The sequence below is a fragment of the Dapis purpurea BLCC-M126 genome, assembly GCF_050015975.1.
In the GTDB taxonomy this organism is placed as follows: Bacteria; Cyanobacteriota; Cyanobacteriia; order Cyanobacteriales; family Microcoleaceae; genus Trichodesmium.
On the sequence record NZ_JBNHER010000258.1, the window covers coordinates 1 to 26,367 of the forward strand.

At 34.3% G+C, this 26,367-nt stretch carries 19 protein-coding genes; 8 read left to right on the forward strand and 11 right to left on the reverse strand.

Annotated features, from left to right (window positions below):
• Positions 1 to 781 precede the first annotated feature (781 nt).
• The 6 genes from ACP6PL_RS23260 to ACP6PL_RS23285 all read right to left on the reverse strand — a co-directional run bounded on the left by ACP6PL_RS23260 (position 782) and on the right by ACP6PL_RS23285 (position 7,128).
• Positions 782 to 1,264: a tellurite resistance TerB family protein gene (locus ACP6PL_RS23260; protein ID WP_426547667.1), complete on the reverse strand. Its 483-nt coding sequence runs from the start codon at positions 1,262 to 1,264 to the stop codon at positions 782 to 784.
• A gap of 330 nt (positions 1,265 to 1,594) precedes the next feature.
• The gene (locus tag ACP6PL_RS23265) at positions 1,595 to 3,400 is read right to left on the reverse strand and encodes a M61 family metallopeptidase (protein ID WP_426547668.1); all 1,806 of its coding nucleotides are present in this window, start codon (positions 3,398 to 3,400) and stop codon (positions 1,595 to 1,597) included.
• A gap of 181 nt (positions 3,401 to 3,581) precedes the next feature.
• Positions 3,582 to 4,265, reverse strand: a complete 684-nt coding sequence (locus ACP6PL_RS23270) for a Crp/Fnr family transcriptional regulator (protein ID WP_426547670.1) — start codon at positions 4,263 to 4,265, stop codon at positions 3,582 to 3,584.
• 335 nt (positions 4,266 to 4,600) lie between these two features.
• Positions 4,601 to 4,954, reverse strand: a complete 354-nt coding sequence (locus tag ACP6PL_RS23275) for a DUF1257 domain-containing protein (protein ID WP_426547671.1) — start codon at positions 4,952 to 4,954, stop codon at positions 4,601 to 4,603.
• A gap of 175 nt (positions 4,955 to 5,129) precedes the next feature.
• Positions 5,130 to 6,650: a stress-responsive protein Ycf46 gene (gene ycf46 / locus ACP6PL_RS23280; RefSeq protein ID WP_426547672.1), complete on the reverse strand. Its 1,521-nt coding sequence runs from the start codon at positions 6,648 to 6,650 to the stop codon at positions 5,130 to 5,132.
• 127 nt (positions 6,651 to 6,777) lie between these two features.
• Positions 6,778 to 7,128 carry a slr0373 family blue light stress response protein gene (locus tag ACP6PL_RS23285; protein ID WP_426547673.1) on the reverse strand — a complete coding sequence of 117 codons (351 nt, stop codon included), beginning with the start codon at positions 7,126 to 7,128 and terminating at the stop codon, positions 6,778 to 6,780.
• 1,327 nt (positions 7,129 to 8,455) lie between these two features.
• On the opposite strand from ACP6PL_RS23285, the gene ACP6PL_RS23290 reads away from it, so the two are divergent.
• The 5 genes from ACP6PL_RS23290 to ACP6PL_RS23310 all read left to right on the forward strand — a co-directional run bounded on the left by ACP6PL_RS23290 (position 8,456) and on the right by ACP6PL_RS23310 (position 14,420).
• Positions 8,456 to 9,262, forward strand: coding sequence for a COP23 domain-containing protein (locus tag ACP6PL_RS23290; RefSeq protein WP_426547674.1), 807 nt, complete (start codon positions 8,456 to 8,458; stop codon positions 9,260 to 9,262).
• Between the two features lie 48 nt (positions 9,263 to 9,310).
• Entirely contained in the window at positions 9,311 to 10,096 is a 786-nt protein-coding gene (locus tag ACP6PL_RS23295) for a S1 family peptidase (protein ID WP_426547675.1), read from the forward strand.
• A gap of 56 nt (positions 10,097 to 10,152) precedes the next feature.
• Complete coding sequence (locus tag ACP6PL_RS23300; protein WP_426547676.1) at positions 10,153 to 11,646, forward strand: S1 family peptidase; 1,494 nt, start codon at positions 10,153 to 10,155, stop codon at positions 11,644 to 11,646.
• Positions 11,647 to 11,684: 38 nt separating this feature from the next.
• Complete coding sequence (locus tag ACP6PL_RS23305; protein ID WP_426547677.1) at positions 11,685 to 12,962, forward strand: S1 family peptidase; 1,278 nt, start codon at positions 11,685 to 11,687, stop codon at positions 12,960 to 12,962.
• Positions 12,963 to 13,679: 717 nt separating this feature from the next.
• Entirely contained in the window at positions 13,680 to 14,420 is a 741-nt protein-coding gene (locus ACP6PL_RS23310; RefSeq protein ID WP_426547678.1) for a methyl-accepting chemotaxis protein, read from the forward strand.
• A gap of 97 nt (positions 14,421 to 14,517) precedes the next feature.
• On the opposite strand, the gene ACP6PL_RS23315 is transcribed toward ACP6PL_RS23310, so the two are convergent.
• The 4 genes from ACP6PL_RS23315 to ACP6PL_RS23330 all read right to left on the reverse strand — a co-directional run bounded on the left by ACP6PL_RS23315 (position 14,518) and on the right by ACP6PL_RS23330 (position 19,808).
• Positions 14,518 to 15,765 carry a hypothetical protein gene (locus tag ACP6PL_RS23315; RefSeq protein WP_426547679.1) on the reverse strand — a complete coding sequence of 416 codons (1,248 nt, stop codon included), beginning with the start codon at positions 15,763 to 15,765 and terminating at the stop codon, positions 14,518 to 14,520.
• 208 nt (positions 15,766 to 15,973) lie between these two features.
• Complete coding sequence (locus ACP6PL_RS23320) at positions 15,974 to 16,831, reverse strand: M20/M25/M40 family metallo-hydrolase (RefSeq protein WP_426547680.1); 858 nt, start codon at positions 16,829 to 16,831, stop codon at positions 15,974 to 15,976.
• A 331-nt stretch (positions 16,832 to 17,162) separates the two neighbouring features.
• Positions 17,163 to 18,035, reverse strand: a complete 873-nt coding sequence (locus ACP6PL_RS23325) for an EamA family transporter (RefSeq protein ID WP_426547681.1) — start codon at positions 18,033 to 18,035, stop codon at positions 17,163 to 17,165.
• A gap of 1,008 nt (positions 18,036 to 19,043) precedes the next feature.
• Positions 19,044 to 19,808, reverse strand: coding sequence for a glycerophosphodiester phosphodiesterase (locus tag ACP6PL_RS23330; protein WP_426547682.1), 765 nt, complete (start codon positions 19,806 to 19,808; stop codon positions 19,044 to 19,046).
• 452 nt (positions 19,809 to 20,260) lie between these two features.
• Here ACP6PL_RS23330 and ACP6PL_RS23335 point away from each other — a divergent pair, with 452 nt between their 5' ends.
• From ACP6PL_RS23335 to ACP6PL_RS23345, 3 genes are all read left to right on the forward strand, one after another.
• Positions 20,261 to 21,715, forward strand: a complete 1,455-nt coding sequence (locus tag ACP6PL_RS23335) for an S-layer homology domain-containing protein (protein WP_426547683.1) — start codon at positions 20,261 to 20,263, stop codon at positions 21,713 to 21,715.
• Between the two features lie 493 nt (positions 21,716 to 22,208).
• Positions 22,209 to 23,654: a cyclic nucleotide-binding domain-containing protein gene (locus ACP6PL_RS23340; protein WP_426547684.1), complete on the forward strand. Its 1,446-nt coding sequence runs from the start codon at positions 22,209 to 22,211 to the stop codon at positions 23,652 to 23,654.
• Positions 23,655 to 24,057: 403 nt separating this feature from the next.
• A complete protein-coding gene (locus ACP6PL_RS23345; protein WP_426547685.1) occupies positions 24,058 to 24,237 on the forward strand; it encodes a hypothetical protein in 180 nt (59 codons plus the stop codon).
• A 395-nt stretch (positions 24,238 to 24,632) separates the two neighbouring features.
• Here ACP6PL_RS23345 and ACP6PL_RS23350 read toward each other — a convergent pair whose 3' ends face one another.
• A complete protein-coding gene (locus ACP6PL_RS23350; protein WP_426547686.1) occupies positions 24,633 to 25,937 on the reverse strand; it encodes a hypothetical protein in 1,305 nt (434 codons plus the stop codon).
• Positions 25,938 to 26,367 lie beyond the last annotated feature (430 nt).

Genomic DNA, 26,367 nt, shown 5'->3' on the forward strand with positions numbered 1-26,367 from the left:
GCTTTAAACCAGAATTATTTAATTATTAATAATTAATAATTAATAATTGGGTAAGAATACAACTTTTAGCTATTTCATAAATAATGAATATATACTTCTAGTAGTCAAAGTCAGTTTTTTTTCCAATACTTTTAATTATCCTTAAATCTATCAATACTAATTCCTGCTGATCAGCCAATAAATTAATAGCTAATAGCCGAAGTTTGCAGTTACTCTATAAGATAAGAGGTTATACCAATTTCAAAAAAGAATGTTACGAATAGTAAGGGCAATAAAAAGATTTTACAGGAGATTTACCTTTGACAAAAAATATAATTTCCCAGTTAAAAGATGATATGTAAGCTATTCTCATACAACTCCTGACTCCTGAATCCTAAAAAGTCCCCTAGCGATTTGTAGCAAACATTTATAAAATTGGTATTAGCTGATAGCTGAATGCTTACGTTGCCTCGAATATTTTTTTAGTTGTTATACCACTTTAAAAAAAGAATGCTACGAAAAGGTAGCTCTTGATCGGATGTGCTGAAAAATACCTGCTCGAATTCATTGTAGATAGTTATATCTATCGTTTTCCCTTTTTTTTTGAATGTTTATCCCTTATTGCTTCTTCCTTCTTCCTTCTTCCTTCTTCCTTATTTCTACCATTTGTAGCAAACATTTATAAAATTGGTATTATACCTCAAATATAAACCCTCAACTACTTCCTGATTTGAAGAAAGTAAAAGAGGGTAAAAAAAGCAACAATAAAATAAATAAGTTGCTGTATTTGCCATCAATCAATTTAATTTTGCATAAATTGCTGTAGACTACGAGTCATCATATCGACTATTCCCTCTTGCTGATTAATTTCAGTATTTGCCTCAGCTTCTATACGCTCTACTACATCCTGTGAAAGATTCAGTAACTGCTTTAACTTTTGATAAGCAACTTCTTCCTCTTCATTAATATTTGGCTCATCAGGAGTACGAGCACTACAAGCAATTACTTCATAACCTAATTTTAGTACCAGTTCTCTTTCTTGTTGGCTTTCTAATTTGGGAATTGATTCCTCCAATGGTATATTTTGCATGAGATAATCCCGCAATTCCTCTTGAAATTGTTGTTGAGAATCTCCTGTCGCAAATAAACTACTGAAGCGATTCAACATTAGATCGACTTCCTCTTGCGCCAGTTGTCCGTCCGACCATGCCATATAAGCAACAATCCGCAACAAATTCATCTGGCGTGGAGTAATAGATGGGGGTGGAGGTGGTTGGACTGCCATAAATTTTTCCTCAATTATTGGCTATTCATATAGCGCTACGCGCAAGTCAAAAGTTAAAAGCGAATGCGTAACTCTGGGGTCTCCATTTCCTGCGGAAAGGCTACGCCAAATAGAATGTAAGACGCACTCAAGATAGTCAAAAGTTAAAAGTAATCTCTGACTAAGTTTTTCTTCCAGAAATGCTCCGCAAACAGGATTTACCAATGTCCGCGCCCTAAATGCGTAGTACTATAGATCAACTTTTAACCTATCATCAAGCTAATAGTTATTATCGAATCGTTAGGCAAATTTTAAATATTTCATTTTCATAAGAAAAACAAAAAATTTCATTTATAAAATATACTCTAATGAACTTCCCAACCATCCAGCAAAATTTTCTTGTTGTTTTGCCGTAGGGTTTTTCACTGGTACAACTTGGTAACGACTGGGGCTAGAGTGAGCCAAAGTTACTTGATGAGTAATAAGTTCATCTTGATGGAAAACCGTTACTTCCAAAACATCCCCTACTTGATAATCTTTGAGGCGATCGCTCAACTTATCTGCATTTACCCGAAAACCATCTATTGCGAGTAACTCATCCCCTGCATCTAATCCCGCCAACTGTGCTGCCCCCTGATGTTGAACAAATTTAATTATTTCTTTACTATTCTCACTAACGACATTCATTCCCAAATCTGGCCATTCATTATCTTCTTTTTTAAGTCGCAGTCCAAAAGGTCTGAGATATTCATCAAAAGGCAACTCATCTACACCATGAATATAACTCTCAAAGAATTCACCCAAATCTAATTCTGCCACCTCTTCAATTACACTTTTTAATTGTTCTGGAGTAAAACCTATTTCTGACTTACCAAACTCATCCCACATTTGACGCATTACATCATCCAATGACCGTTGATTTTGATATTTTTCTCGGATTAACAAATCAAGTAATAAAGATATCATTGCTCCTTTTAAATAATAGGAAATCTGACAATTATTGCTATTAGCATCCCGACGATATAACTTGATCCAAGCATCCCAACTAGACTCACTTACTGGTTGTACTTTTCTTCCTATTGTTGTTAGCAGAAGTGTAATTTCTTTTCCTAATCCTTTCAAGAAAGTTTTCACATCATAAATACCAGCTTTCAAAGGAATTAATAAGTCATAATAACTAGTTGTACCTTCAGAAAACCATAGAGAAGAAGTGTAATTTTCCTGTTCATAATCAAAAACTTCTAATGCTTTAGGTCGAATGCGCTTAACATTCCACAAGTGGAAAAATTCATGGGCGACTAACTGCATAAAGCGATCAGCTTTTTCTTTATTCCTGAAACCGAATCTCGGATAATTTAAAGTACAACTAAACTTATGTTCTAAACCTCCAAAACCTTTTCCAGAGATATGCAGCAGAAATAAATATTCTTCATAAGGCAAACCACCAAATAACTCTGCTTCTACCTCAATAATTTTTTGTATATCTGGAATTAGTTTTTCTGGTTCTGCATTACCTTTTCCCCAAATAGCTAATTGATGTTTTTTACCTTCTACTTCAAATGGATATAATTGATGACTACCTATTTCAAAAGGGCTATCTACTAAAGTATCAAAATCTTCTGCGTCAAATGTATTTTCTGTATCTGGAATCTTTGGTAAAGATGTACTTACTTGCCAATCAGATTTAGGTGAAATAACTTTTATCCTAATCGGATTTTTATCACATTCAGGAATATAAAAGAACAAAGCTGCCCCATTAAAATAACCATGTGTAGAGTCTAAATGATTGGTGCGCACTGTTAATTCATTAGCAAATATTCTGTATTGAACTATTACTTCTGAAACTCCTAATGTTTCTATTTGCCAATGATTTTTGCCCAGTTTTTGCCAAGGTAAGGGTCGTTCATTTTCACTATAGGCACAGAAATCTTGCAAATGTTTAGCATATTCCCTGATTAAGTAAGATCCTGGTGTCCATACTGGCATTTTTAAATCCAGTTTTTTAGAAGTTTGTAATAATGAGGAAGTTATTTGTTCAAGTCTAACAGACAAACTAACCTCAAACAGATGGGATTCTGGATGAGGCATAGATACTTTATATTGAATTGCTGGGGTTGTAATTGTCGGACTGATGGGTAATATTCTAGCTTCAGTCATAGTTATTGATTTTTAATATGAACTATTTGATTGTGACTTGAGTATATATATTTTATTTCTATTTTTAACATAATATTAATCTCAGTTCTTAATGTAAATTTTTCGACAAAAACAGCTATAATTTAATCAATTTTTTACTTCTTGTCAAAAATTTTACTGTATCAAAAATCATTAATCTAGTTTACTGACTAGCTAAATGCATTAAATGTTTAAGATTAAGTAAATGCATTACCTGATGTTCTGAATCTCTACTTATCCAACCCTTAGTATGTAATTTAGTCATAATTTTGCTAGTTTCTTCAATTGTTATATCTGTTACATCAGCTAAATCTTGGTCGGGAATATTAAATATTTCACAGGTTTTTTCCGTAGTTTGACCGTAATTTTCGGCTAATTCTAGTAATGTATTAGCCAGTTTTACTGCTGGAGGTCTATGGCGCATTTGATAACGAACGTTTGTCTGCCTGAGACGTTTAACCATGAGTTGCAGCATTCGGTGATGTAACTGAGGGTCTTTGAAAAGAGTTTGAATAAATCTTTGAGCCGAAATACTAATCAAACGGACTGGAGATAGGGCAACAACATCATTTGAGCGGGGTGATTCATCTAGAATGGCCATTTCACCAAAAAAATCTCCTCTCCCCAGAATAGCCAATGCAACTGAGTTCTCTCCTGACAACCTCCGTCTCACTTTGACCCACCCTGATACCAAGAAATAAACAGCATTACCCCAAGCATCTTCCATTAAGACCACTCTATCTGAGGGATACTCATGTTTGACTGCAACAGAGAGGAGCCATTCCAACGTTTCTGGGTTAGCTCCCTTAAATAAAGGAAAAAGCTCACTGAAAGCTTCTGTCTGCATGAAAATTAGCACTCTTTATTGTATTTTGTGATTGTTAAACTCAACAGCTATCATACTAGAGTTTTTTTTAGTTCAGCAAAATTATATCTGTATTCGTTCGGGATTGATAGTAGTTTTTCTACCCCTACATCTCCACCAGAACTGTTGATTAGACTTTCACATTTACCAATACATTTCAAATCTACAGCTTAAGTTAGCTAGATAAGCTATAGTAAAAATATTTTTTGAAATTAGTATTATCTACTCCAGGCTGAATATAAGTTCCGATCAAAATAGCTAAAAAAACGGGCTAACCCGATTTTGGTTAACCCGCAAACTTGGGAACGCGCAAATAATTACTTCTGCACTACCAATTTGACATTAGCGTTTTGTAGGCCACGTTGCTTAACAGCAGCTAAAGTTTTGTTAACGGCATACTTTTGGTTGATAGAATTGATCAACTCAGTTTGATTGTGCTTCTTAGCAACACCCCATAAATCAGCGATTAGGTCAAAGGAGCCATCGCTATTACGAGACCAACCTAAATCATATTCACCTTCTAGAACAGCAACTATATCGGAACGTACACGTTGGCCATTGTAGCCACGAACATCAGCATTAGTTTTTACTGTAACTCCCAAATCACGCAAGGAAGCTTTTAAGATTTCAGCGTCAGTGATCTTAGTACGTAGTGTGCTGAAGTGAGACATTTGGGTTTCCTCCTAAATTTAAAATCAAAACAGAAACAACAACGGTTTTTATGGAAAAGTACCACAGCTCATAATCGTTGAATTGATGTTGAGCAGATATGGTTTTTGTTAGGAACTGCTAGTAACCTTATCTAGTTTACTAGCCTTTACTCCTGTTTGGACCAGGAGAAAGCTTTTAGAACTCCAGTCTTTGATACTCGGCGACTGAAGATGCAGCAGGCCGCGCACGTTGTCTAGCCCAATCTCTTAGAGCAGTAACTTGCTCTGTCATGGTCTTCGATAACGGTAGTGTAGATTTAATTGCGGCAATAATATCTAACTGCGTAAATTCTCTATCTTGAGCAAATGCTTCATACATAGCAGCGATTATGGCTTGCTCTATTTCTGCACCTGAAAAGCCATCGGATACATTAGATAGTTGATCGAGATCGAAGCGTTCAATATCTCGACGTCTTTTTGCTAGATGAATTTTGAAAATATCTTGGCGTTCTTCTTTGTTTGGTAAATCTACAAAGAAAATTTCATCAAACCTACCTTTTCTCAAAAACTCTCCAGGTAGACGTTCTACTCGATTGGCAGTTGCCATCACAAATACTGGAGAAACTTTTTCTTGCATCCAAGTTAGGAATGAACCAAATATCCGGCTAGAGGTACCTCCATCAGAGTCAGCTGAACCTGTACTACCCGCAAAGGCTTTATCCAACTCATCTATAAACAGAATTGCCGGTGAAATTGACTCGGCTGTTTTGAGAGCATTTCTTAAGTTAGCTTCAGACCTCCCTACCATTGAACCATCGTATACTCGTCCCATATCCAAGCGCAATAAAGGTAGACCCCAAAGACGAGATGTAGTCTTTGCTATCAGAGACTTGCCACATCCAGGTATTCCGAGAATTAACATCCCTTTTGGTTGAGGTAGTCCATATTCTCGAGCACGCTCTGTGAAGGCATCAGAACGTTGCCTTAACCAACGTTTCAGTTCCTCTAGACCACCTACAGCATCTATAGTTTCATCCTCTTCTATATACTCTAGTATGCCGTTGCGCTTGATGAGCTGTTTTTTCTCAGATAGTACAATGTCAACTTCTTTCTCAGTCAGGCGTCCTGCTGTTACTTGGGCTTTACGATATACCTTTTCGGCTTCATCTTTTGTTAAACCCAAAGTTGCTTTCAGGAGCTTTTCCCTTGTTTCTGTAGAAATACGACGGTTTTTAGTATGCTCTAATTGTTTTGATAGGACTTGATTCAATTCCTTCATATCTGGCAGTGGAAAATCAAGGACAACTACTTCCTTTTCTAATTCTATTGGCACATTTTGTACGGGAGACATTAATATAATTGTCTTGTTTGTACCTTTAAAATTAGCGATCGCATCTCTTAACCACCTAGTAACTGGTGGTGAGTCGATAAATGGATGTAAATCCTTGAATACATATATTCCAGCACCACTATTAGGATCTCGCTGCCTGATTACCCACTCTATAGCTGCCTCTGGTGAGACTGTATTATGCTGAGTTGTGTTTTTGTTTTGGCCATACTCTACAATACCGTGAGTTACTGTCCAAACAAACACTTTGTGTGGGGACTTGGCCTGAGCTAATGCTGCAATTGCCTGCTCTGACCGCTCTTCCTCGGAGGTTACGAGGTAGATCAAAGGATATTGAGCTTGGATTAGAATATTGAGTTCTTCTTTCATAGTCCTCGATCTAAATAGAGACGGTACAAAGTTTACTATTGCTTAATTTAAGTTATCTTTTTTTTCCCTACTTTATGACTTTTTGGAGCTTTCAATTAGCTCTTTAAATTTAGTCATCGGAATTAACTTAGCAGGGAACTAACTCTTGCTCTCCCGGTTGAGGTTCAGATTTTTCTGATTCCGGTGTTTGCTTAACTGGAATATTTTGATCTACAAGTACACTTGGCTGACTTTTGAGGGAGACCAATTCTCCTTCTGGCATTACAAGTGAACTTGTACACTCTGGACAAGTGTATACCCGGTGGGTCTGTCCATATATTGAACCTGATTCATCAACTACTTCTGGGTTTTCTAAATAAAATAGGATAGCCCTTTCTGCTATTGATGACATTGGTTCCGAGTCAACTGCAGCCCTTATTTTGAGCTTGCGATGCAGTTCTGGTTGTATATATAATGTAACTTTTTGCTTGTCTTGCATATGACAGTCAACTTGTTTACCCGGGTATGTATTTTACATTAGCGGCTCTTTTTGGGAATGTCAAGCCGTCAAACCGCTTTAACGCTATTATTGTAATATTTGTTTACATTTAAGGACAATAATCAACTAAAAATAAAGGTTGTATTCTTTACTGCGTAATACTTACATATTTTTTGATCAATTATTTTTTTGAGAAAAATTTAAAACAAAAACTAAAAAATATTCCACTTTTATGGATGGGGACAAAACTAATTAATAGTGTAATCAGTTTTTAATTAAAAATTAATATATTGTATAGATACCAATTCCCATACTGGTGAGGTACAAAATTTTAGGTTTGAGGGAATAGGCAACAGGGAATGGGGAATAGGCAACAGGGAATGGGGAATAGGAAACAGGGAACGGGGAATAGGCAACAGGGAACGGGGAATAGGCAACAGGGAATAAAAAGACAAAAATATAACTGTACCTCACGACCTTGGGAAACGCTATAAGTAAAATTTACGCTATAAGTAAAATTTAGGTATTTGCTATATTTAATTTAAGGGTTATTGTTTGGAGCTACTCGTTCAATTCCTATTTCTTATGTTTAGGTTGTATATGTTTAAACAGAGTTCATTAATTGATAATGGAAATTATTTTTGTTTCCCTTTTCGACTGTCGCCGACATGAAACGCTCCGCGACATAAAACGCGAAATGAAAAGTGTTCCACTCCCCGACATGAATGTCGAGCATGACAAAGGTCAAGCTTTGCGGAACGGAAACATAATTATCAATTATTAGGAGAGGCAATAAAGCCGAATTGATTAATTATTAATAATCCATTGGTAAAAATACTTAAAGTAGTCAAAGTTTGTCTATATCCTAACCATGAACAATAGCATTAACTATCCTGTACTTTTGGTGAATTGTGAAAAGGTACTAATCAGAGTTGCTAAATTTTATGCCAAATTAAAAGATACTAGGACTGATTTTATGCATAAATTATTTACTGCAATAATTAACTATAACCAACTGATTGTTTGAGAAGATTTAAAGATTTTCGACATTGTTAAAAAGCAAAAATTATCAAGAGCAATTAGTTACAGCGCTTTCCGTTGTTATGAGTTACACCCACCGTGGGCAAGATGCCCGTACTACAATATTTTTATCATTGACTCTGTACATTATTTCTCCAAAATTTGCTGTATTTAGGTTGGAAACCTAGAGATAGTTAAGAAATTTATTAGAAGGTAAAGCAGAAAAATACAGTCTTGATTTCAATGGTAATTAGTCGTTGGGAAGCAATTTATCAAGTCTGCTGATGTTTAGAGAATATTAATAATTATGATACAAAAAAAGATATTACCTATAGTTTGTGTAGTGGCGATCACTACTCAAATTCTCATAGTAAAAGCACATTCAAGTTTGGCAAAAATTACAAACTTAAATAGTACATTAGTTCAATTGAATACTTCTGGTAACGAGCGGAATAATACTTCCACAGATTCAGTTAATCCTAAAAATATACGTTTTAGTCGTCGTTACGCATACAAATATAAGTTTGAATGTACACCAGATAATCAAACACAGCTAGCCATATACCAAGCACGTCGTAATCGTCAGGGTGAAATAGTTGGATTGTGGAAAAAAGCTGCTAATAGATCTTTAATTCAATGGACACAGACAGGTTCGTTAGAATTTGGTGACAAGTATACTCCAGAAGTTCGTTGTCAGGCCGTTACAGATAGATTTAATCAGCATTTTTTGAGGGGAGGAAAACCAAAAATGCCTCCTTTAAGTGAAGGAATTCTTAATGGTATGGCTGTCGTTTGTGCAGCTAAAGCAGGAGGTTGTGATTCAAGTAATTTGTTGTGGACTCTCAGAAGTAACAACAGAGGTACTAACGGCAAAATTATGATTAGTTTAGTAAGTTCTCTGAAAGGCGATGCTAGTGCTAGTTTAATATTTGAGAGTAAAGATTCTGAAAATGTAAAAAATCAGGGAGATGAATGGGTAGAAAAATTGATAGTTATTGATGATAGCTTAAAAGCAGCATCAGTAAATCAGAAAAAAATACTGGAAGTGGATATGGAAAAGTTGATTGAGGAAGTTATAACTGAAGAACAAAAAAATCTGGAAAATGATGAGTAATTAGACTCAAAATTATAAGTTAATTAAATGAAAAAATTGATAAGTTTAATGGCAATAATTCCAACTTTTTTGGAAGTTTGTATTTTACCAGTAGCATCCACCCCTGAAGGAATTAATATTCGGCAAATTCAGGAAATTTCTGCTTTTAAGTCAAATCATGTTGTAGAAAAGATCGCTCAACCTATTACTGTAAGATTACTAGGAGATAATATTGCTGGTTCTGGGGTGATTATTTCTCAAGTAGGAAGTGACTATTTTGTGTTGACTTGCGCCCATGTAATTGATTCTAATCGAGAAGCAAAATTTGTAGTTTTAACTTCAGATGGAAAAGAGTATATTGCTCAGAAGGATAGTAGATTTAATTTTATAGATATAGATTTGGCAGTGGTTAAATTTTCCACAAATAATCAGTATCCAGTTGCCATTGCTAATGATAATTTTAATTTCAGTTTAGGAGAGGAAGTTTATGTAACTGGATTTCCTAATTATGAGCAAAAATCAGTAAATTTTGTTCCGACTGTAGATTTAGGAATTAAACCATATAATTTTACTAAAGGAAAGGTTATTCATGTACTGAATTTACCCTTAGAGAAAGGCTACAAAATTGGTATGAGTAATGAGATTGAAGTTGGGATGAGTGGAGGACCTGTTTTGAATCAAGATGGTGAGTTGGTTGGGATTATTGGTCGGACAAAATATGCTTTTGGTGGTTTGGATGCTTATCGATTTTCTGATGGAACTCAACCTTCAGAGGAGCTAGTGGAAGAATTGGTTGTTGCTAGTTGGGCAATTCCTATTGCTAAGTTGAATCTTGATAATTTTTCTGGTAATTAACTCAATTAGTTGATATTTTTTTGACACAAAAATGATGAGTAGGTGTAAAAAAAAATATGATAAACATTAGAAATATATTTATTACTTCTATAGTTGGAATTATTATTAGTATTACTAAGGTAGTAGATGCTGTAGATGCCAAATTAAGAGTAGAAGAAATTAATTCGATAGCTAAACAAACTACTGTTTTAATTGCCCCTAGATTAACTAAAGCTGAATTAAAGGATTTATTAAATAGAAAACCTGTAGCAAGATGGACTGTAGGTTCAGGGGTAATTATTGCTAAAGAAGGTCAAACATACTATATTTTGACAGTAACTCATAACTTTAGTCAGCAACAAGTAAGTAAAGATGCAGATTATGGCATACTAACAAGTGACAAAAAAGTTCATCAAGTAACAAAAATTAACGATGGTAGAGAATGTACTAATAGATTCTTAGAGGCAATAAGAAATAAAAAAGTAGAAACAGCTTTAGTAAGATTTGGTTGTTTTAATAACAAAAAAATCAATGGTTATGATTTAGCAATAGTTAGTTTTGAAAGTCAAAAAAACTATCCTGTTGCAAGCTTAGGAGATGCTAGTAAGTTACAAGAAGAAGATATAGTTTATATTTCTGGTTGGCCGAAAATTGAAGCGGAACCTAAGCTAAAAATTGATGGAACTATGCAATTAGATTCGCAAGGAAAAATAATTTGTAAAGACCCTGCACCTGAAAGGCAAAGACGACTAGCATGGGGACCATTAAAAGCTTCTATTCCTGTTACTAAAAAGGATAATGGTTATAGCTTATATTATACAGATTATACTCGTCCAGGGATGAGTGGTGGTCCTGTGTTTAATAGTAATGGTGAAGTAGTTGGAATTCATGGACGAGGTTCAACAAATAAACCTATTTGCGGACAAATATATGAACCAATATCTAATAATAATTCTTCCTCAAAAAATCAATTGGAGTTAGAAAATGATTGGCAGGATTTTGGGGAGTTTGAGTCTGAAAATACTTGGTCAACAAATGAAGAAAAAAAGAGCAAAAATAATTTCCCAGGTTTTCCAGGATTTGAATCTCAAAATAACTTAGAGAATGACTCAAACTCAAATAAGAATCAAAATAATTCGACATTAGACTTGGATAATAGTTCCAAATCAATTTATGATTTACAGAAAATGTATAGCAGTGCCCAAAATGTTAATTATTCTCGAAGGTTAATTAATGAGGTAGGAATGAATTTATCTTTTAAATTAGAGGCTCCCTCACAAAAGATAATTCAATCACAAATAAGAAAAGTTCCTCAAATTAAGATTCCTGATGTAAGTAGCCAAATCGAAAATTCTAGGCCGATAAATTCAGATATAACAATACTAGAAAATCCTGAATTGATGACTCAAAATCAAACATCTGAATTGATTGATCCAAATCAAACAAAAGAGGGGGGGTTTGAAGACCCTAATGATAAGATAGACAATATCTATGAACTTTTTAATTTTAAACTAGAAAATGCTACAAGAGATGAAGCATCAGGTGGACAAGGAAGTCTTTTGTTAGACTAGGAAATATCAGAAAATATAAAGTTTTGCAGGTGTGAAAAATGCTATATTTTTTTAGCAAAATAACAAAAAAATTATCTATTTTTCTGGGTGGAATATTTATCGGTTGTCTAGCATCAACTCCTGCTTTTGCTCAACTTTCAATAGAAGAAATTAATTCTATCGCCAGACAAACAACTGTACTAATTGCTCCTGCATTGACTCCTGAGTTACGGCAAGACTTAGAAGAAAATCGTAATAATCCATTACGAAAATCAGGTATTTGGAATCCAGGTTCAGGAGTAATTATTGCTAAAAAAGGAAATAAATATTATGTGCTAACTGTCGCCCATAATTTTTTACAAAGACATCTAGATAGCAAAGATTATTGGCAACAATTAGGAGGAAAACCTTACTATGGAATTAGAACTTATGATGGGAAAGTTCATATTATTAAAGATGTTAATGATGGTAGAGGGTGTCCTCTAAAAGGTAGTCCAAAATTGACAGTATTGGTGAGATTTGGTTGTCGCGATCGCTTTATTCTCAACACCGATATAGTCGATTATACTGTTGGTACAGATCAGGTCAGGGGTATAGACTTAGCGATCGTTACATTTGAAAGCAAAAAAAATTATATAGTTGCTCCCCTAGGAGACTCTCGTCAAGTGAATCTCACTGACAGAGTTTATATTTCTGGCTGGCCTGACCCTGAAAGAGAACAAGACCCGCAGACAGGTAGATGTCGTGAAAGAGTGGCTCGCAGACAACGACGTTTAGCTTGGGGTCCAGTTAGGGGAAAGATTAATGCCGATCCTCAGCATCAGGGTTATAGTATTTTTTACACTGATGAAACTGCTGCTGGTATGAGTGGAGGACCTGTATTTGATAGTAATGGTCGGGTAGTTGGTAGTCATGGGTTAGGTAGTCGGAATAAACCCTTATGTGGTGGTAATCTTGAGGCGAGAAGTGAAACTGACTCTAGTAATGATACTGATAGTATTTCTGGTAGTGAGAGTCTTGATTTTAATAAGTTGCAAAAGCGTTATAGTAGTGGGCAAAATGTTAATTATTTTCAAAGTTTAATCAAAAAATTTGATTTTAGTTTGGCTTTCAGACGGGAGTTACCTGATCAGCAAGTCATTAAAGCTGGTATTACGCCTATTAAAAATCTGAAGCTTGCTAGTAGTAGTGGTCAAGTCCAGTTTGATGCAAGTGAGGATGTGTTTGACGATCCTAATGATGTTGTTGATGATATTTATAAGTTGTATACGTTTGATTTGGAGAATATGATTAGGGATGAACCTTCTGGTGGTAGTGGGAGTTTGTTGTTAGATTAAATAATATGATGTCTATTGAACTAGATATCTCTGATAATTCACCTGAAACTCCTGTAAAAAGGTTGTTATATCATGTCCGGTTGAATAGTTATAATTAAAGTTCGTAGTAGGGCTTCAGCCCGATATATACTTAGGGCTTCAGCCCTACTACAAACAAAAACTTTTTGATCACTCATTATCCGGACATGATATTAAATCTTAATTTTCGGAGAAGTCTAATAGTGATAAATAATAGACTTTTCCAGAAATTGAATATTCCTTTCCGGTTGAATAGTTATAATTAAAATTCGTAGTAGGGCTTCAGCCCGATATATACTTAGGGCTTCAGCCCTACTACAAACAAAAACTTTTTGATCACTCATTATCCGGACATGATATTAAATCTTAATTTTCGGAGAAGTCTAATAGTAATAAATAATATACATTTCTAGAAATTCAATATTCCTTTGTTCAAACCCTTCCAATTTACACCTATCTCAGCAAGTTGGCTAAATTTGGTCGAAATTTGGTTTGGTATCCTCAACTTCTTAGGCTCTTAATTTCCCCAGTTTTGAAAGTTTCTAAGCTCTCGAACAGGTAATTGAGGACTTCACAGAAACCTACGACGAAAACACCCAACTTTTCCAATAGGAAAAAAGCTTGAATTTATAGGAACTCAACTAAAAAATAATATGACTAATTTTCACAATCAAGTCTATTGACGAACAGGAACGGACTATGAACATTCAGGCAAGTTTGGTGAGTCAAACCACGACTACAATGGATGAATTGGGAAGTTCCTCTCTTAGAGTTGCTGAGCAAGCTGAAACCTCCGAATCTGGAGCGCATCAAGTTCTTAATTTAGCAGCGCAAGGAACTCAATCGGTAGAGCAGGCAATTAATGGAATCAATACCCTCAGAGATAACGTCAATGATCTCGCCAAACAGATTCTGCGTCTGAGGGAGCAAACCGGACAAATTGTTAACATATCCCAGTTGGTAGGAGATATTGCCAATAAAACCAATATGCTCGCCCTTAATGTCTCAGTAGAGGCTGTTAGAGCTGGAGAACATGGAAAAGGCTTTAGTGTACTTGCCAGGGAAATTCGCAAACTGGCTGATGAAAGTAAGAAATCGGCTGAGAAAATTAACATCTTAGCTAACGAGATTCAAGCGTCGATGAACTCCACAGTGATGATGACCGATCGAGGTACTAAAACAGCTATTGAAAGCATTTACCTAGTCGAAAATATGGCAAACGCTTTTACGGGAGTAAAAGAAGAGATTAATAACGTGGTGGTTAATAGCCAACAAATTTCCTTGAGTGTTAAACAACAATTAGCTGCCGTCCAACAGGTGATTTCCACCATGAACGAAATCAATCTTGGTGTTCAAGAAACTGCCTCTGGCATCACCCAAATAAAAACTGCCACCGAAGAATTAAAAGGAGAATCATTGACACTGCAAGAAGTAGTATAATAATCCTCTTCTATCACTCTAGTGTCTAATTACAAAAATTAGTAAGTTATGAAATTATATCAAATTATATAATATTTATTTGGCTTATTTGACGCTCTTACCAGGAACCTGCTTCACATTTAATTAAACGCTCCAGGATAGCGATCGCTTCTTGCTCTGAAGAAAATCTAATTTTTTGTTCCACACCAATATTAATTAATTCCATTCCTAAGCGGAGAAAATATGCTCGTTTGATTTGATTATTAATTTCTTGTTCAGTTATTCCTGCTCCACCATTTTCTATGTACGATTTTTGCGGGTCTAAGTCAAACATTTTGACTATTGATTTAACTACATATTGTTGCTCTGGTCTTGCCTTGGATAAAAGATTAATGATTGGTTGTTCCCAAATTAATTTAATATCAGCTTTAGTTGCCTGATTTTGTAACCATATTTCCAAAGTTGAAACAGGCAAATCAATTGTTTTTTCATCTACTTTTGCAAAGCTATGAGCTTCAGTATAACTAATTTTTCCATCTCGGTTATAATCTGCTGATGTCACCCTTTTACCAGTACGACTATAACCACTTAATCCAGCAAAAAAGCTGGAACTATAATCTTTATAATCTGCTTCGTTTACTTCTGGAGTGCAACCCACTGAAGGCAAAGTTTTTATAGTAGCAAAAAAACCACAACGAGTCTGAAGTGCTACTGGTTTATTAGGGTCGCCACCTTGATAAATAATATTAGCAAATGACCCGGAAAAACATTGAGCCATCATTGTTACTATTGGAGTATCTTGGGGTAATTTATCTAACATTTGTGATAATTCCTGAACTGTTATAAGTTGATTTTCCCAAAGCATTAGAGCGTTGTCATTAGAATTATTGGGGTTTTGAATTCCATGACCTGTAAAGTAAAAAAATATGGGTTGTTTAGAAATTTGTTCTCCAGTTTTTTGGAACCAACTCTGGAGATTGGTGAAAGTAGCTTTACCTTGAACATCAGGAATTTCTGGTACTTTAAATTGCTGGTTTCCTAGTTGGTCAATATAGCGAATTGTTGCTTTTCCATCATTACCATTTGCGAAAAATATTGAAGCTGCTAATGGGTTATATCCCATTTTTTCTAGGGTACGTTGAAAGTAAAGTACATTTTTTTCAATGGCAATTTCATTTTGTTCTGGACTACCACCTCCTCCAAACACTAAAAAATTTGGTTCTTGTTGGTTAGTTTGGCAATTATGAGTTTTTTGTTGCCTGAATTTTGTTGAGCTGTTCTTGGCAAATGCTAACTTTGGGTAACTTCCGAGAATCACAAAAATTAATCCTAATAATATATGGGTAAACTGAAATTTTCTCTGCATAACTATAATTTATAATTTTTAAATTTTGTCTAGTTTCTGATTTACCTAAAGATAAAGGTATAAAGCCTTTCATTTTCAGGATCAAAAAAGATAAAAAAAGAAATAATATTTCCTTGTATTCAGTCAAGTAAAGTTTTCCTGGAGGTAATTATCAATTATTAATTATCCATTATTAATTATCAATTATCCATTATTAATTATCCATTAATTAAAAAATACTTCTCATAGCGGTCATTAATCCTTGACAAACTCCTGTGAGAAAATCTAAATCTAAAGTTTCAATAGTATCACTGCTTTGATGATAATTAGGATTTCGCATATTTGCAGTATCGGTAATCATTATAGCTTTATATCCTCTATCCCAAAATGGTGCATGGTCACTACGACGGGTATCAGGAACAATTAAACCTTTATTTGGCACTGGTAACCACTGACAATTAGTTCCTATTTTATTAATATTTATACTCATTTGGAACATATCAATAACAGTCAATAAATTACCAATTAATGCAATAAAATTACCCTGGTTTGGATAAAAATATTTTAACCCAGAAGGATAATTTTGGGAATTGGAAGTATAGTCACAATAACCAAGCATTTCCAAAGATATCATTAATCTAAGTTGTTGTTTTTTTTGTTTGAGTTTTTCTGCATAATGCTGACTTCCTAATAATCCATATTCTTCCATATCAAAGGCAACTAAACTAACTGGATATTTCAAAGGTTTAGAGGAAAATTCTCTAGCTAATTCTAGTAAAACTGCTACTCCAGTACCATTATCATCTGCTCCTGCTGTACCTGGTACTGTGTCATAATGAGCACCAATTAATATTGGTGGTAATTCTCGTTTTTTATTGTTGTTCAAAGAGGGTAAATTCAAGATTAAATTTTGATGATTTTTGCCTGTAACTTGAAATTCATCAATTTCTACATTTCCAAAGTGTGATAATTCCTGATAAATATATTGTCTGACATAAAAATGTCCTATTGATGAAAAATATGGGTCGCGATCGCGCACTATTTCTTTTAGATGATTTTGTAATCTTGTTTGTAAATCAAATGTCATGTTTTTTATTATGATATAAAATCCTGATAATTACTATACCCAAGTTATTGCGACTGGAACGGAGTCGAAGGAAGCAATCTCAGGGGTGTGCGGAAATTGCTTCCTTTCGTCGCAATGACGACTATTCAAACGGATTTAATATTAGAACATACGCACCCCAACTAAGAAACCGGGTTTATTAGCCTAATTTAATAGTTGATATTGCAAATTTTAGTTCATATTTAATATTAGAACATACGCACCCCAACTAAGAAACCGGGTTTATTAGCCTAATTTAATAGTTGATATTGCAAATTTTAGTTCATAAACCCGGTTTCTGCATAAGTCGTGATTATTTGAGTTGGGAAATAGTAATTAAAAATACTCCTGATACCATAATTGCTGCACCTAATAATCGTTCTTTGATGCCTTTTTCTTTGAGAATTATTTTTCCCAAAAGAACGCTAAATAATGCACTTGTTCTTTTAACTGAAATTACATAAGCAACAAAGGTGAGATTTATAGCTATCATTTGACATCCCATTGCTACGGAATTAATCATACCATAGACAGCTAATTTCCAGCTACCAGTTTTAGGTTTATATAGATTCTGATGGGATTTATATAAAACAATAGGTAACAGCAAAATTGATATGGTGAAAAAGACGGAAATTCCCCAAAAAATAGGTGAAGAATTTTGCACGCCTACTTTATCAAAATTAGCGCTAATACTCCAAATAAAAGCTACTAACAGAGCTAGTCGTGAACCTTTATCAGTAATTATTGCTCTAAAAGGACCTAAATATCCTTTCTGTTTCTCTTTAAGATTTAATAGATAGGAACCTAATACAATTAATAATACGCCAGTTATACCAAGTGGTTGAGGAAATTCTCCCACAATTAATGGGGAAGTTACTAACAAAAATAAGGGACTAAAAGTGGTGACAGGAGCAATAATTGATAAGTCAGAAACTTTAATAGCTCTGAGGTAAAGGATGTAGGCGATCGCATTCAAAGAAGCACCAACTAATAGAGCTAACCAAAAATCATTTCCCAACTGAGGAATATCAATTAAAAATAATAGGGGACTTAGAAATAGAGATGTAAAAAATGTCAAACTACATCCAATAATATACTCATCAAAATTTTTTAGTTGTGTTTTATTATAAACATCTTTCATTGATTGAAGAAAAGCTACTGAAGTAGCAAAAAAAAGCCAAGGCATTAATTATTTTCCTGCTTAACTAAATAATTTTAATAGTAGGTGTGGGTTCTGTATTAAATTCATTTTGCTCAAGATTAAATTAAATGAAACCACCCCCAATGATATTAATGCACAAAATTGTTATTGTAGTAGCGTGTCTAGCTTGAAAATGTGGGTTAAAAAACCTAACCCCCCAACCCCCTTCCTATCCCCCCTGCACCCCTTTGAAAGGGGGGGTAGGAAGGGGGGGATTTATCCCCTCTCCTCGCAGGAGAGGGGTTGGGGGAGAGGTCTTCGCTCGTTCCTAACACACAATTTTAGTCTTGACACGCCACTACTCTTGTTTATTGTTTTTTGTGTGTGTTGGGTTTCACTATCGTTCTGCCCAACCTACATTTTTAACAGATGTCTGAATTTATGATGCGATCGCCTCCTTTTGCGTACAAAGTAGTAAATATTACTAATTTACATTCTGCACTTAAACTGGAATGATATTTTTTGGCCTACCGAATATCACTAGGGTATTAAGTAAAATAAATCACATATTACTTAAGTGGTTACACGAGTTATCCTATTTTCTGGCAGTTTCTATACACTCTTAAAGTAAAATCTTATTTCTCCAAAAGCCTTTCATAGCAAAGCTTTGAGAATATTTATCTATAGTAAATTCATTATTTAACTCAAAAAAGGGAGATAGAGACCAACTCCTAACCACTCTCCGGTGGGGAATTTAGCGAGATATCTATTAAAGTAATTGAAAAAATTATAAACACATATCCCATGACCAGATTCTATGTGCAATTAACGGGATTTGATATGACACAGCTAATTATGCTTACTGAGAAATGCTATATAGAATCAGGTTGGAAAGTCGTCATTGTCAGAATGGGAAGTAATATCGCGCCACTCCTGAGATTGCTTCTTTCCACTCCGTTTGAGTCGCAATGACTTTAAAATAACTAATCATATAAAATCTGCTGAATTAGGTATAAAAAAATGGTTCATCTGAGCGCTAAAGTGCAAATCTTTCTAAATTCTCTTCCCTCCTGACTGCTGACTCCTGGCTCCTGACTCCTTACTTCCATTGCTATCAAATAACTTCAAAGCTAAATCTGGTCTATCCGTAATTAATGCAAACGCTCCTTGATTCACAACTTCAACCATTAATTTTTCATCATTAACCGTCCAAACATAGATATTCTTATTAATCAGTTTCATCCGCCACGCAAAACCAAATTTTATTAATTGATAATTAGGAGAAACAAAATCAGCTTGAGTTGTAAATAAACGAAATTCTGGAAAAATTGCTGATAATTGAGTGGGGATTAAATTTTTAGAATTCCCAAGTCCTAATAATAACCCTGTCGTAATTTTATTATCTGCTTTTTTAACAGCAATAATCGCAGCATCAAGAAAAGATTTAATTACATAATCTTGATAATCTAAATATTTTTTGACTAAATTAACTATCTCCAATTCATATCCGGCTTCTTTCAATTCAATATCAAGTTTTATTTTCCCCCGGCATAACTTCAACACATCTTCTACTAATGGAACTTCAAAACCTTTTTGCCGAGAAATATCTAAAAGTTGTTGATAAGTCAAATCACTAAGTTTTATCCCATCAATTGATTTATTGTGAAAAGCAACAAATAAATTATCCAGAGTTTTTCTAACATCAAACTCTACCATTGAAACACCTAACTCAATAGCTTTGGCAAAAGATGCAATAGTATTTTCAAATTTCACCAAGCCAGATGCACCCCGGTGAGCAATAATTAATGGTTTATTCATTAATGGATAATTGATAATTGATAATTACCTCTGGTTAAAACCGTTCGGGAATTGAATATAAGGAAATATTATTTCTTTTTTTTCCCTATGAGGTTGTTTGAGAAGTCATCTATCCCCCTAAATCCCCCTTAATAAGGGGGAATTTTTGTTGTATTTCCCCCTTAAAAAGGGGGGCTAGGGGGGATCTAAATCAAAATTCATACTTTTCAAACATCCCCTATGAGGGTAGGCTTTTAACCAAGGTATTTAATTAATAATTATTAATTATTCGGTAGTCATTAGCAGAAGTCAAAAGTCAAAATTTAAAAGTCAAAAGTTTACTGTTTGCTGTTCTAGGTTGCTCGCTCCTAAACCACAATTTTAGTCTATACACGGCACTATAATGATAACCATTTTTTTAATTCCTAATATTTAGTCTAATCTAGAGCTGTCGCTATATAAATCGAATAGCCATGACAAATACACCGACAAAACCACCGTCACGGCCAAGGCCAGTAGAACGTGATGAGTGGATTGCAATATTTGTAGCCTTAGCGACTTTTGGCAGCATATTTTTCTGGGCAACGACTAGAGAAAATAATGGGTTTAATCTACTTTCTAAACCCATGGTTTCTACACCTCTACCTCAAACTGTTGATAGTCCCAATATTGCTGCTGAAGAGTCAATCTTTAGCTTAGGCATACCCCAACTTAAGACTCCTACTGGTGAGTCAGAATCAAATATTGATCGAGCATCTCTAACTTCTGAAGAATTAGGAATAAGTCTAGCTGCTTTGACTCCTATTACTAATACTGTTGAGGAGTTAGAGCCAAATATTAAGGGTTTGGATGAAATCAAGACAAATACTGATACAACACCCAAATTAACCAAACCGTCAAAAACAACTAATCAAAAAACTGCTCCAGAAGTTGCTAAGAATCTGGCAGCATTGGGTATTGGTAAGATGTTATCTGAATCTCCATCTGCTATATCACCGGCAGTTGTAGATTCTCCCATAGTAACTGAGACTCTACCTGTGGCACCTCCTATTCCTAGTCCAACAACAGAGTCACCCCAAGCAACAGAAACTTCTCTCCCTCCAAAGGCAGAAACTTCTGAGTCACCCCAAGCAACAGAAACTTCTCCCCCTCAAAAGGTAGAAACTTCTGAATCACCCCAAGTAACGGAAACTTCTCTCCCTCCAAAGGTAGAAACTCCTGAGTCACCCCAAGCAACGGAAACTTCTCCCCCTCCAAAGGTAGAAACTCCTGAAATTCCGCTAGTGAGTACAGAAGTGCCATCCCCTGATACATCTCCTACTAGCACGATTAAATTTTCTGATGTTCCTAATAGTTTTTGGGCAAGTAATTTCATTCAACCTTTAGCAGAACGTAATCTTATTGCTGAGATTGATAATGATAAATTTGAGCCAAATAAACCTATAACGCGAGCTGAATTTGCTAGTCACATTCCTAAAGTATTTGAGGAAAAATCAACCAGAAAATCTGTTAATTATGAAGATGTAAAAGCAGATTCAACGGCTCAAAGTGAAATTCAAACAGCTACTAAATCTGGTTTTTTAACTGGGTATCCAGGGAATGTTTTTCGCCCAGAACAAGAAGTATCACGATTAGAGGTATTAATTTCTTTAGCTAGTGGCTTAAATCTGGAAATTCCATCTAATCCAGATGAGGTTTTAAGTATTTACAAAGACAACGAAGAAATACCTGATTGGGCTAAGGGGAAAATAGCTGCCACAACTGTTGCTGGATTAGTAGTAAATCATCCAGATGTGACAACTTTGAATCTCAATAAACCTGCTACTCGTGCTGAAGTTTCAGCCATATTTTATCAAGCGTTGGTAAAATCAGGAAAGGTTGAACAAGTTTCATCTGAGTATATTGTGAGTCCGAAAAAAGAGAATTAGCTATCTTTTTTGATGATAATTTTCTCCCTAAATAATTAATATCTAAAAACCCTGTTTCTAGAAGAAACAGGGTTTTTAATCTCACACATATTTGCTGTCCTAGATCAGAGGAAAGAAGGAATACAGAAGTAGGAGTAAATATTATATTAAAAAAAAAGGGGCAAATGATAGAGGTAAGTATCTGAAACTGCTTCATTTCAGAAATAATATATTACAACTCCCATTTAAGCAGATGTAGCAAAACTTTTAATATTTGGTAGTAAGCATTCAGCTTTTCCTGCGGAATGCTGTGCAAACAGCTTTTGAACCTAATTACTTACTAGGGTTAGCTGATGAGCCTTTTCTTTCCTAGGTCATGCTGCGCAAACATATTTCAGTTCTTCGAGACTAATTTCTCCTTCGGTGTAATAATGAGTTAATAACTCATAGCTGATAACTGATAGCTGACGGCTGAATGCTTGCCTAATTGCTATAGATAAAAATTTCAAACTCTATGCTTGAAGCAATACAAAAATTATTAGTAAATCTAGCTCAACTTTTTACAACTCCTCTACTTTTTATAGGAGATACTTATATATCTTTAAGTTTACTTTTCCAACTAGGTATATATTTAATAATCGTCCTGCTCTTAGGTAGACTATTCAAAAATTTACTCAAAAAAGTTTTGTTAGTAAAACTAGGTATAGATAAAGCTAACCGAGAGGCAATATCTACAATATTTAGCTACGGACTAAGCACCCTAGGTATAATAGTTATTCTCCAAACACAAGGCTTTAATGTCTCCTCATTAGCAGTTTTAGCTGGGGGTTTAGGTGTAGGTATTGGTTTAGGATTTCAGAACATTACCAAAAACTTTATTAGTGGTTTGAATGTACTAATAGAAAGACCAATAAAAATAGGAGATTTTATTGAATTAGAGAATGATTTAGGTTTTGTGGAAGAAATTGGTTTGCGTTCAACTAGAATTAGAACATTAAAAGATAGTCATGTAATTATTCCTAACGGAATGTTAATAGAAGGGAAAATACATAATTTAACCTACGATAATTTTAAAGGTCGGATAGAAGTTGATGTCTTTGTTTCTGATGATAGTGACCCAGTATTAGTTACGGAAGCGATACTAATGTCAGCTTATATGGAACCAGCAGTATTACGGGAACCTCCTCCAAAGGTTTTGTTTTTAGGGTTTCAAGATAATGCTTTTAAATTTCAATTATGGGTATGGGTAAATGAAATCTATAATGAACCGATTTATATGAGTTCTTTACGGTTTATAATTCAGCATAATTTACATCAACAAGGTATTTTAATTCCTTGGGATCATTTTAATATATATCTTCATCATCCACAGGATTCCAAAAATTTAGAATCATCTCAAAATACTGTTATTCACGGGTTAAAAAATCATCAGTCTATACCTAATAAACCTCTATCCGCTAGAGATTTATTAATGCAAGTTACTTATTTTGAAAATTTTACTGATGTGGAGTTAAGAAAACTCATAGAAGTAGGATATAGAAAACGTCTCAAGCCATTAGATTTTTTATTCCATGAAGGAGACCCTGGTGATACTTTTTATATTATTCTTTCCGGTTCAGTAGAGGTTTTTGTGGAAAAAATTAATAAACATTTGACTACTCTAAAAGCTGGAAAATTTTTCGGAGAATTAGCTTTAATGCTAGGTATTCCTCGTACAGCTTCTGTCAGAGCAATTGAAGATACTATTTTATTTGCTATTCATAAAAAAGGTTTTGAAAAAATATTACATGAAAATCCAGAATTAGCAGAGGTAATTGTGCAAGAATTGGCTAAACATCAAGAGGAATTATCTGAACGTCAAAATGAACTTAGAGAATTGGGATTAGTTGATGCAGAAGAAGATGATAAAAATCCTGTGATTTGGGTAAGAAATCGTCTCAAAAATCTGTTTGATTTATAATGGATAGCACTGCTTTATATAAAGCAGTAGCGGCAGTATTTAGGGTTTGCTGAAAAAGTCTTATGGGTGAGGGTAAGAGTCAGGAATCAGGAGGTCAGGAGTTAGAAAGGAGCTTCTTCCGCACCAGTTAGAGGGAAAATAGGTTTGATATGACAGTTACTTATTAGAGATTGCATCACAATATCTTGGGTACTTTCCCACTAATTGTGATGTTAGACTGTGGTGGAGTTTTGCAGATACTTTATCTCCAGAAGAAAGACGTAGCCAGTCTCAAACAATTGACTACTATTATGATGTACATGTTTTGAACTTCTTTTATATTTCTTTCTATTTAACTGATGTAGATATTAAAAGTGGGGCTCATGTTCTTGTAAAAGGAAGTCATGTAAATAAAAAGATTTCTATGCTTTTAGGTAGTGCGCGTGTTTCTGAAGAAGTAATTCATCAAAATTATTATCTAACAGACATTGTTACGATTGAAGGTAAAGCAGGTAAATGTTTTCTTGAGGATGCTTCATGTTTCCATAAAGCTTTGGCTCCAATTGAAAATGATCGATTATTTTTACAACTAAGGTATTTTTGATATGTTATGGGATTTTGTTGTATGAAGCTTGCGATTCCGGAACGAATCGTGACCTCCCTGAATTGCTAGATTTGAAGTTATATAATTTCTATCTGCTCATCTTAGAAACGCGGAAAGTCTTATATTCTAGAATCGGCAGCTCAGACAAACCTGGTTTCTGTAACGTTTTATCATACCAATACAGCGCTACGCGCAAGTCATATCAAATGAAGATACAAATTTAACCCTCCCTGCAAAGCCATGTGAAGATAACTACCGTATTATATCGCTACAAAACGTAAATTGTTAACTAAGTCGAAATTCTACCGGTACTCTGCATTGCAACCTACTTTACACTACAGCTAACTAATAATCCCTATAATCAAGATTTTTTTTGTAACAAAAAGTGATTGTATTTAATGAATAAAAGAAAGGTCAATTCTACCAAAATTTGTACTTAAGGCTATTTGCATATTTTCTAGTGCTTTGACTAACCATTGAACTTTTTTTTGCGTAGAAGATTCGTAGTGGTTAAACAATATTGCAAATCGTTGTTCTAAACCTGGTCTAGCCTGTTGACAAACTAATAATATTTTTAGTAGTAATCCTGTTGTTATGATCGGTCCTAAATTACCAATGAGATTCACAAACAAAAAATGTTGTAGTTCTTTTTGATTATTAACAATTAAAAAACTCAACATTTTGCTGCAAGTTTTCCTCATTAAAAATTCATTGAATAGCTGATTATCATTTTCAGACATAACATTTTGTAAATGCTTGTAGAGTTGATCCTTCAACCTAACTCTAATTTGTTGGGATTCAACATCAAATGATGTACTTAAGTATTCATAAAAACTATCTTTAAAACAGTGATATGGTTGAGGTATTTTTGTATAAGTTAAAAATCGTTTAGCATAATCTCGATAAGTCTCCTTACCTTCTACTTTACCCACAAATTGTTTGATAGATAATAATAGTTCATCATTGGATAAAAGGGTAGGATTTTTAGTAGATTGTAATTGTTTAACTGATTGTAATCTTTGAAATTGGCAAAGTTCTAATCGGGCTTGGTTAGTGATATAGCGCGATAAATTAATTTCAAATTTTTGCTGTTTTTCCTCTTGCAGTTTGATGATAGCTTGTTGATATTCACTACTACTATTTGGAGTTAATAACAAATAGTTATAGAGATAAGGATAGCGGGGAATAATAACTTTCAAAGGTTGATTTAAGCTGCTGCGACTCTTACTTTCAAATCCTTGATTCATCACCGCTGCCAAACGTTTTAAGCTCAAGTATTGCTGACTATGAGTAAAACTTCTGACAAGTTCCAGCATTTTTTTTGTTTGGCTATAGCTGTCATTAGAATACTCAAATTTAGAGCTTGCTTGACTAAACAACTTAATCAATTTTTCTAAAACATTTTTTTTATGTTGATGTTGTTGCTGATGGTTAATTAAAATATAACAACAACGATTCAGGATGTAGTTAAATTTTTCTTCAGATCCAGGGAATTGTAGAATTCTCTCCAGTGCTGTCGATATTTCTAGAGTTTGGTATGGAGAAGATTGCAAAAATAGTCTCCGAAATCGCTCAATTATTTGCTCGATTGATTCAATCGAAATCAATTTCAAAAAGTGATTATAAATTTTTTCTTCTTCTCTGTAGATTTGTTGCTCATAGGAATCAGTAACTATGATTTGTTTACTTGTAGATTTCATAGATGCCTCCCACCCTGAAAAAAGGAGATTCTTGCTAATCATTAGTCGCAATCTTAATACTAAAAGTTAGTAAATCTTTTATTCATTTTTTCAGCTAAACTGATATAATAGATATAGTGAATACTAATTATACTCTAGGTATGAGAATTTGTCAGAAAATATATTTTGATTCCCTATACTTATTCTAAATAAAAAGCCTTCTATAAAAGTTATTGATGGCAACTAAATCATTAGCATACAAATTTTATTTCTATAATACCATGTGTTTGAATTAATGATCCGATTGAGTTAATATACTTAACATAATCTTTCAAATCCTCCTTTCACTTACCCAATTATTAATTATTAATTATTAATAATTAAATAATTCTGGTTTAAAGCCTCCCCTTTTACAGTGCTTTTCAGTTGAGTAGACCACAAAAATGTTGTA

Excerpts from the sequence above, each read along its gene's own strand:
- ACP6PL_RS23340 (WP_426547684.1), top strand. The coding sequence starts at position 22,209 with ATGCTTGAAGCAATACAAAAATTATTAGTAAATCTAGCTCAACTTTTT.
- ACP6PL_RS23305 (WP_426547677.1), top strand. The coding sequence starts at position 11,685 with ATGCTATATTTTTTTAGCAAAATAACAAAAAAATTATCTATTTTTCTG.
- ACP6PL_RS23350 (WP_426547686.1), bottom strand. The coding sequence starts at position 25,937 with ATGAAATCTACAAGTAAACAAATCATAGTTACTGATTCCTATGAGCAA.
- ACP6PL_RS23265 (WP_426547668.1), bottom strand. The coding sequence starts at position 3,400 with ATGACTGAAGCTAGAATATTACCCATCAGTCCGACAATTACAACCCCA.
- ACP6PL_RS23310 (WP_426547678.1), top strand. The coding sequence starts at position 13,680 with ATGAACATTCAGGCAAGTTTGGTGAGTCAAACCACGACTACAATGGAT.
- ACP6PL_RS23325 (WP_426547681.1), bottom strand. The coding sequence starts at position 18,035 with ATGCCTTGGCTTTTTTTTGCTACTTCAGTAGCTTTTCTTCAATCAATG.
- ACP6PL_RS23290 (WP_426547674.1), top strand. The coding sequence starts at position 8,456 with ATGATACAAAAAAAGATATTACCTATAGTTTGTGTAGTGGCGATCACT.
- ACP6PL_RS23260 (WP_426547667.1), bottom strand. The coding sequence starts at position 1,264 with ATGGCAGTCCAACCACCTCCACCCCCATCTATTACTCCACGCCAGATG.
- ACP6PL_RS23330 (WP_426547682.1), bottom strand. The coding sequence starts at position 19,808 with ATGAATAAACCATTAATTATTGCTCACCGGGGTGCATCTGGCTTGGTG.
- ACP6PL_RS23295 (WP_426547675.1), top strand. The coding sequence starts at position 9,311 with ATGGCAATAATTCCAACTTTTTTGGAAGTTTGTATTTTACCAGTAGCA.
- ACP6PL_RS23315 (WP_426547679.1), bottom strand. The coding sequence starts at position 15,765 with ATGCAGAGAAAATTTCAGTTTACCCATATATTATTAGGATTAATTTTT.
- ACP6PL_RS23285 (WP_426547673.1), bottom strand. The coding sequence starts at position 7,128 with ATGCAAGACAAGCAAAAAGTTACATTATATATACAACCAGAACTGCAT.
- ycf46 (WP_426547672.1), bottom strand. The coding sequence starts at position 6,650 with ATGAAAGAAGAACTCAATATTCTAATCCAAGCTCAATATCCTTTGATC.
- ACP6PL_RS23320 (WP_426547680.1), bottom strand. The coding sequence starts at position 16,831 with ATGACATTTGATTTACAAACAAGATTACAAAATCATCTAAAAGAAATA.
- ACP6PL_RS23270 (WP_426547670.1), bottom strand. The coding sequence starts at position 4,265 with ATGCAGACAGAAGCTTTCAGTGAGCTTTTTCCTTTATTTAAGGGAGCT.
- ACP6PL_RS23345 (WP_426547685.1), top strand. The coding sequence starts at position 24,058 with ATGCTTTTAGGTAGTGCGCGTGTTTCTGAAGAAGTAATTCATCAAAAT.
- ACP6PL_RS23300 (WP_426547676.1), top strand. The coding sequence starts at position 10,153 with ATGATAAACATTAGAAATATATTTATTACTTCTATAGTTGGAATTATT.
- ACP6PL_RS23275 (WP_426547671.1), bottom strand. The coding sequence starts at position 4,954 with ATGTCTCACTTCAGCACACTACGTACTAAGATCACTGACGCTGAAATC.
- ACP6PL_RS23335 (WP_426547683.1), top strand. The coding sequence starts at position 20,261 with ATGACAAATACACCGACAAAACCACCGTCACGGCCAAGGCCAGTAGAA.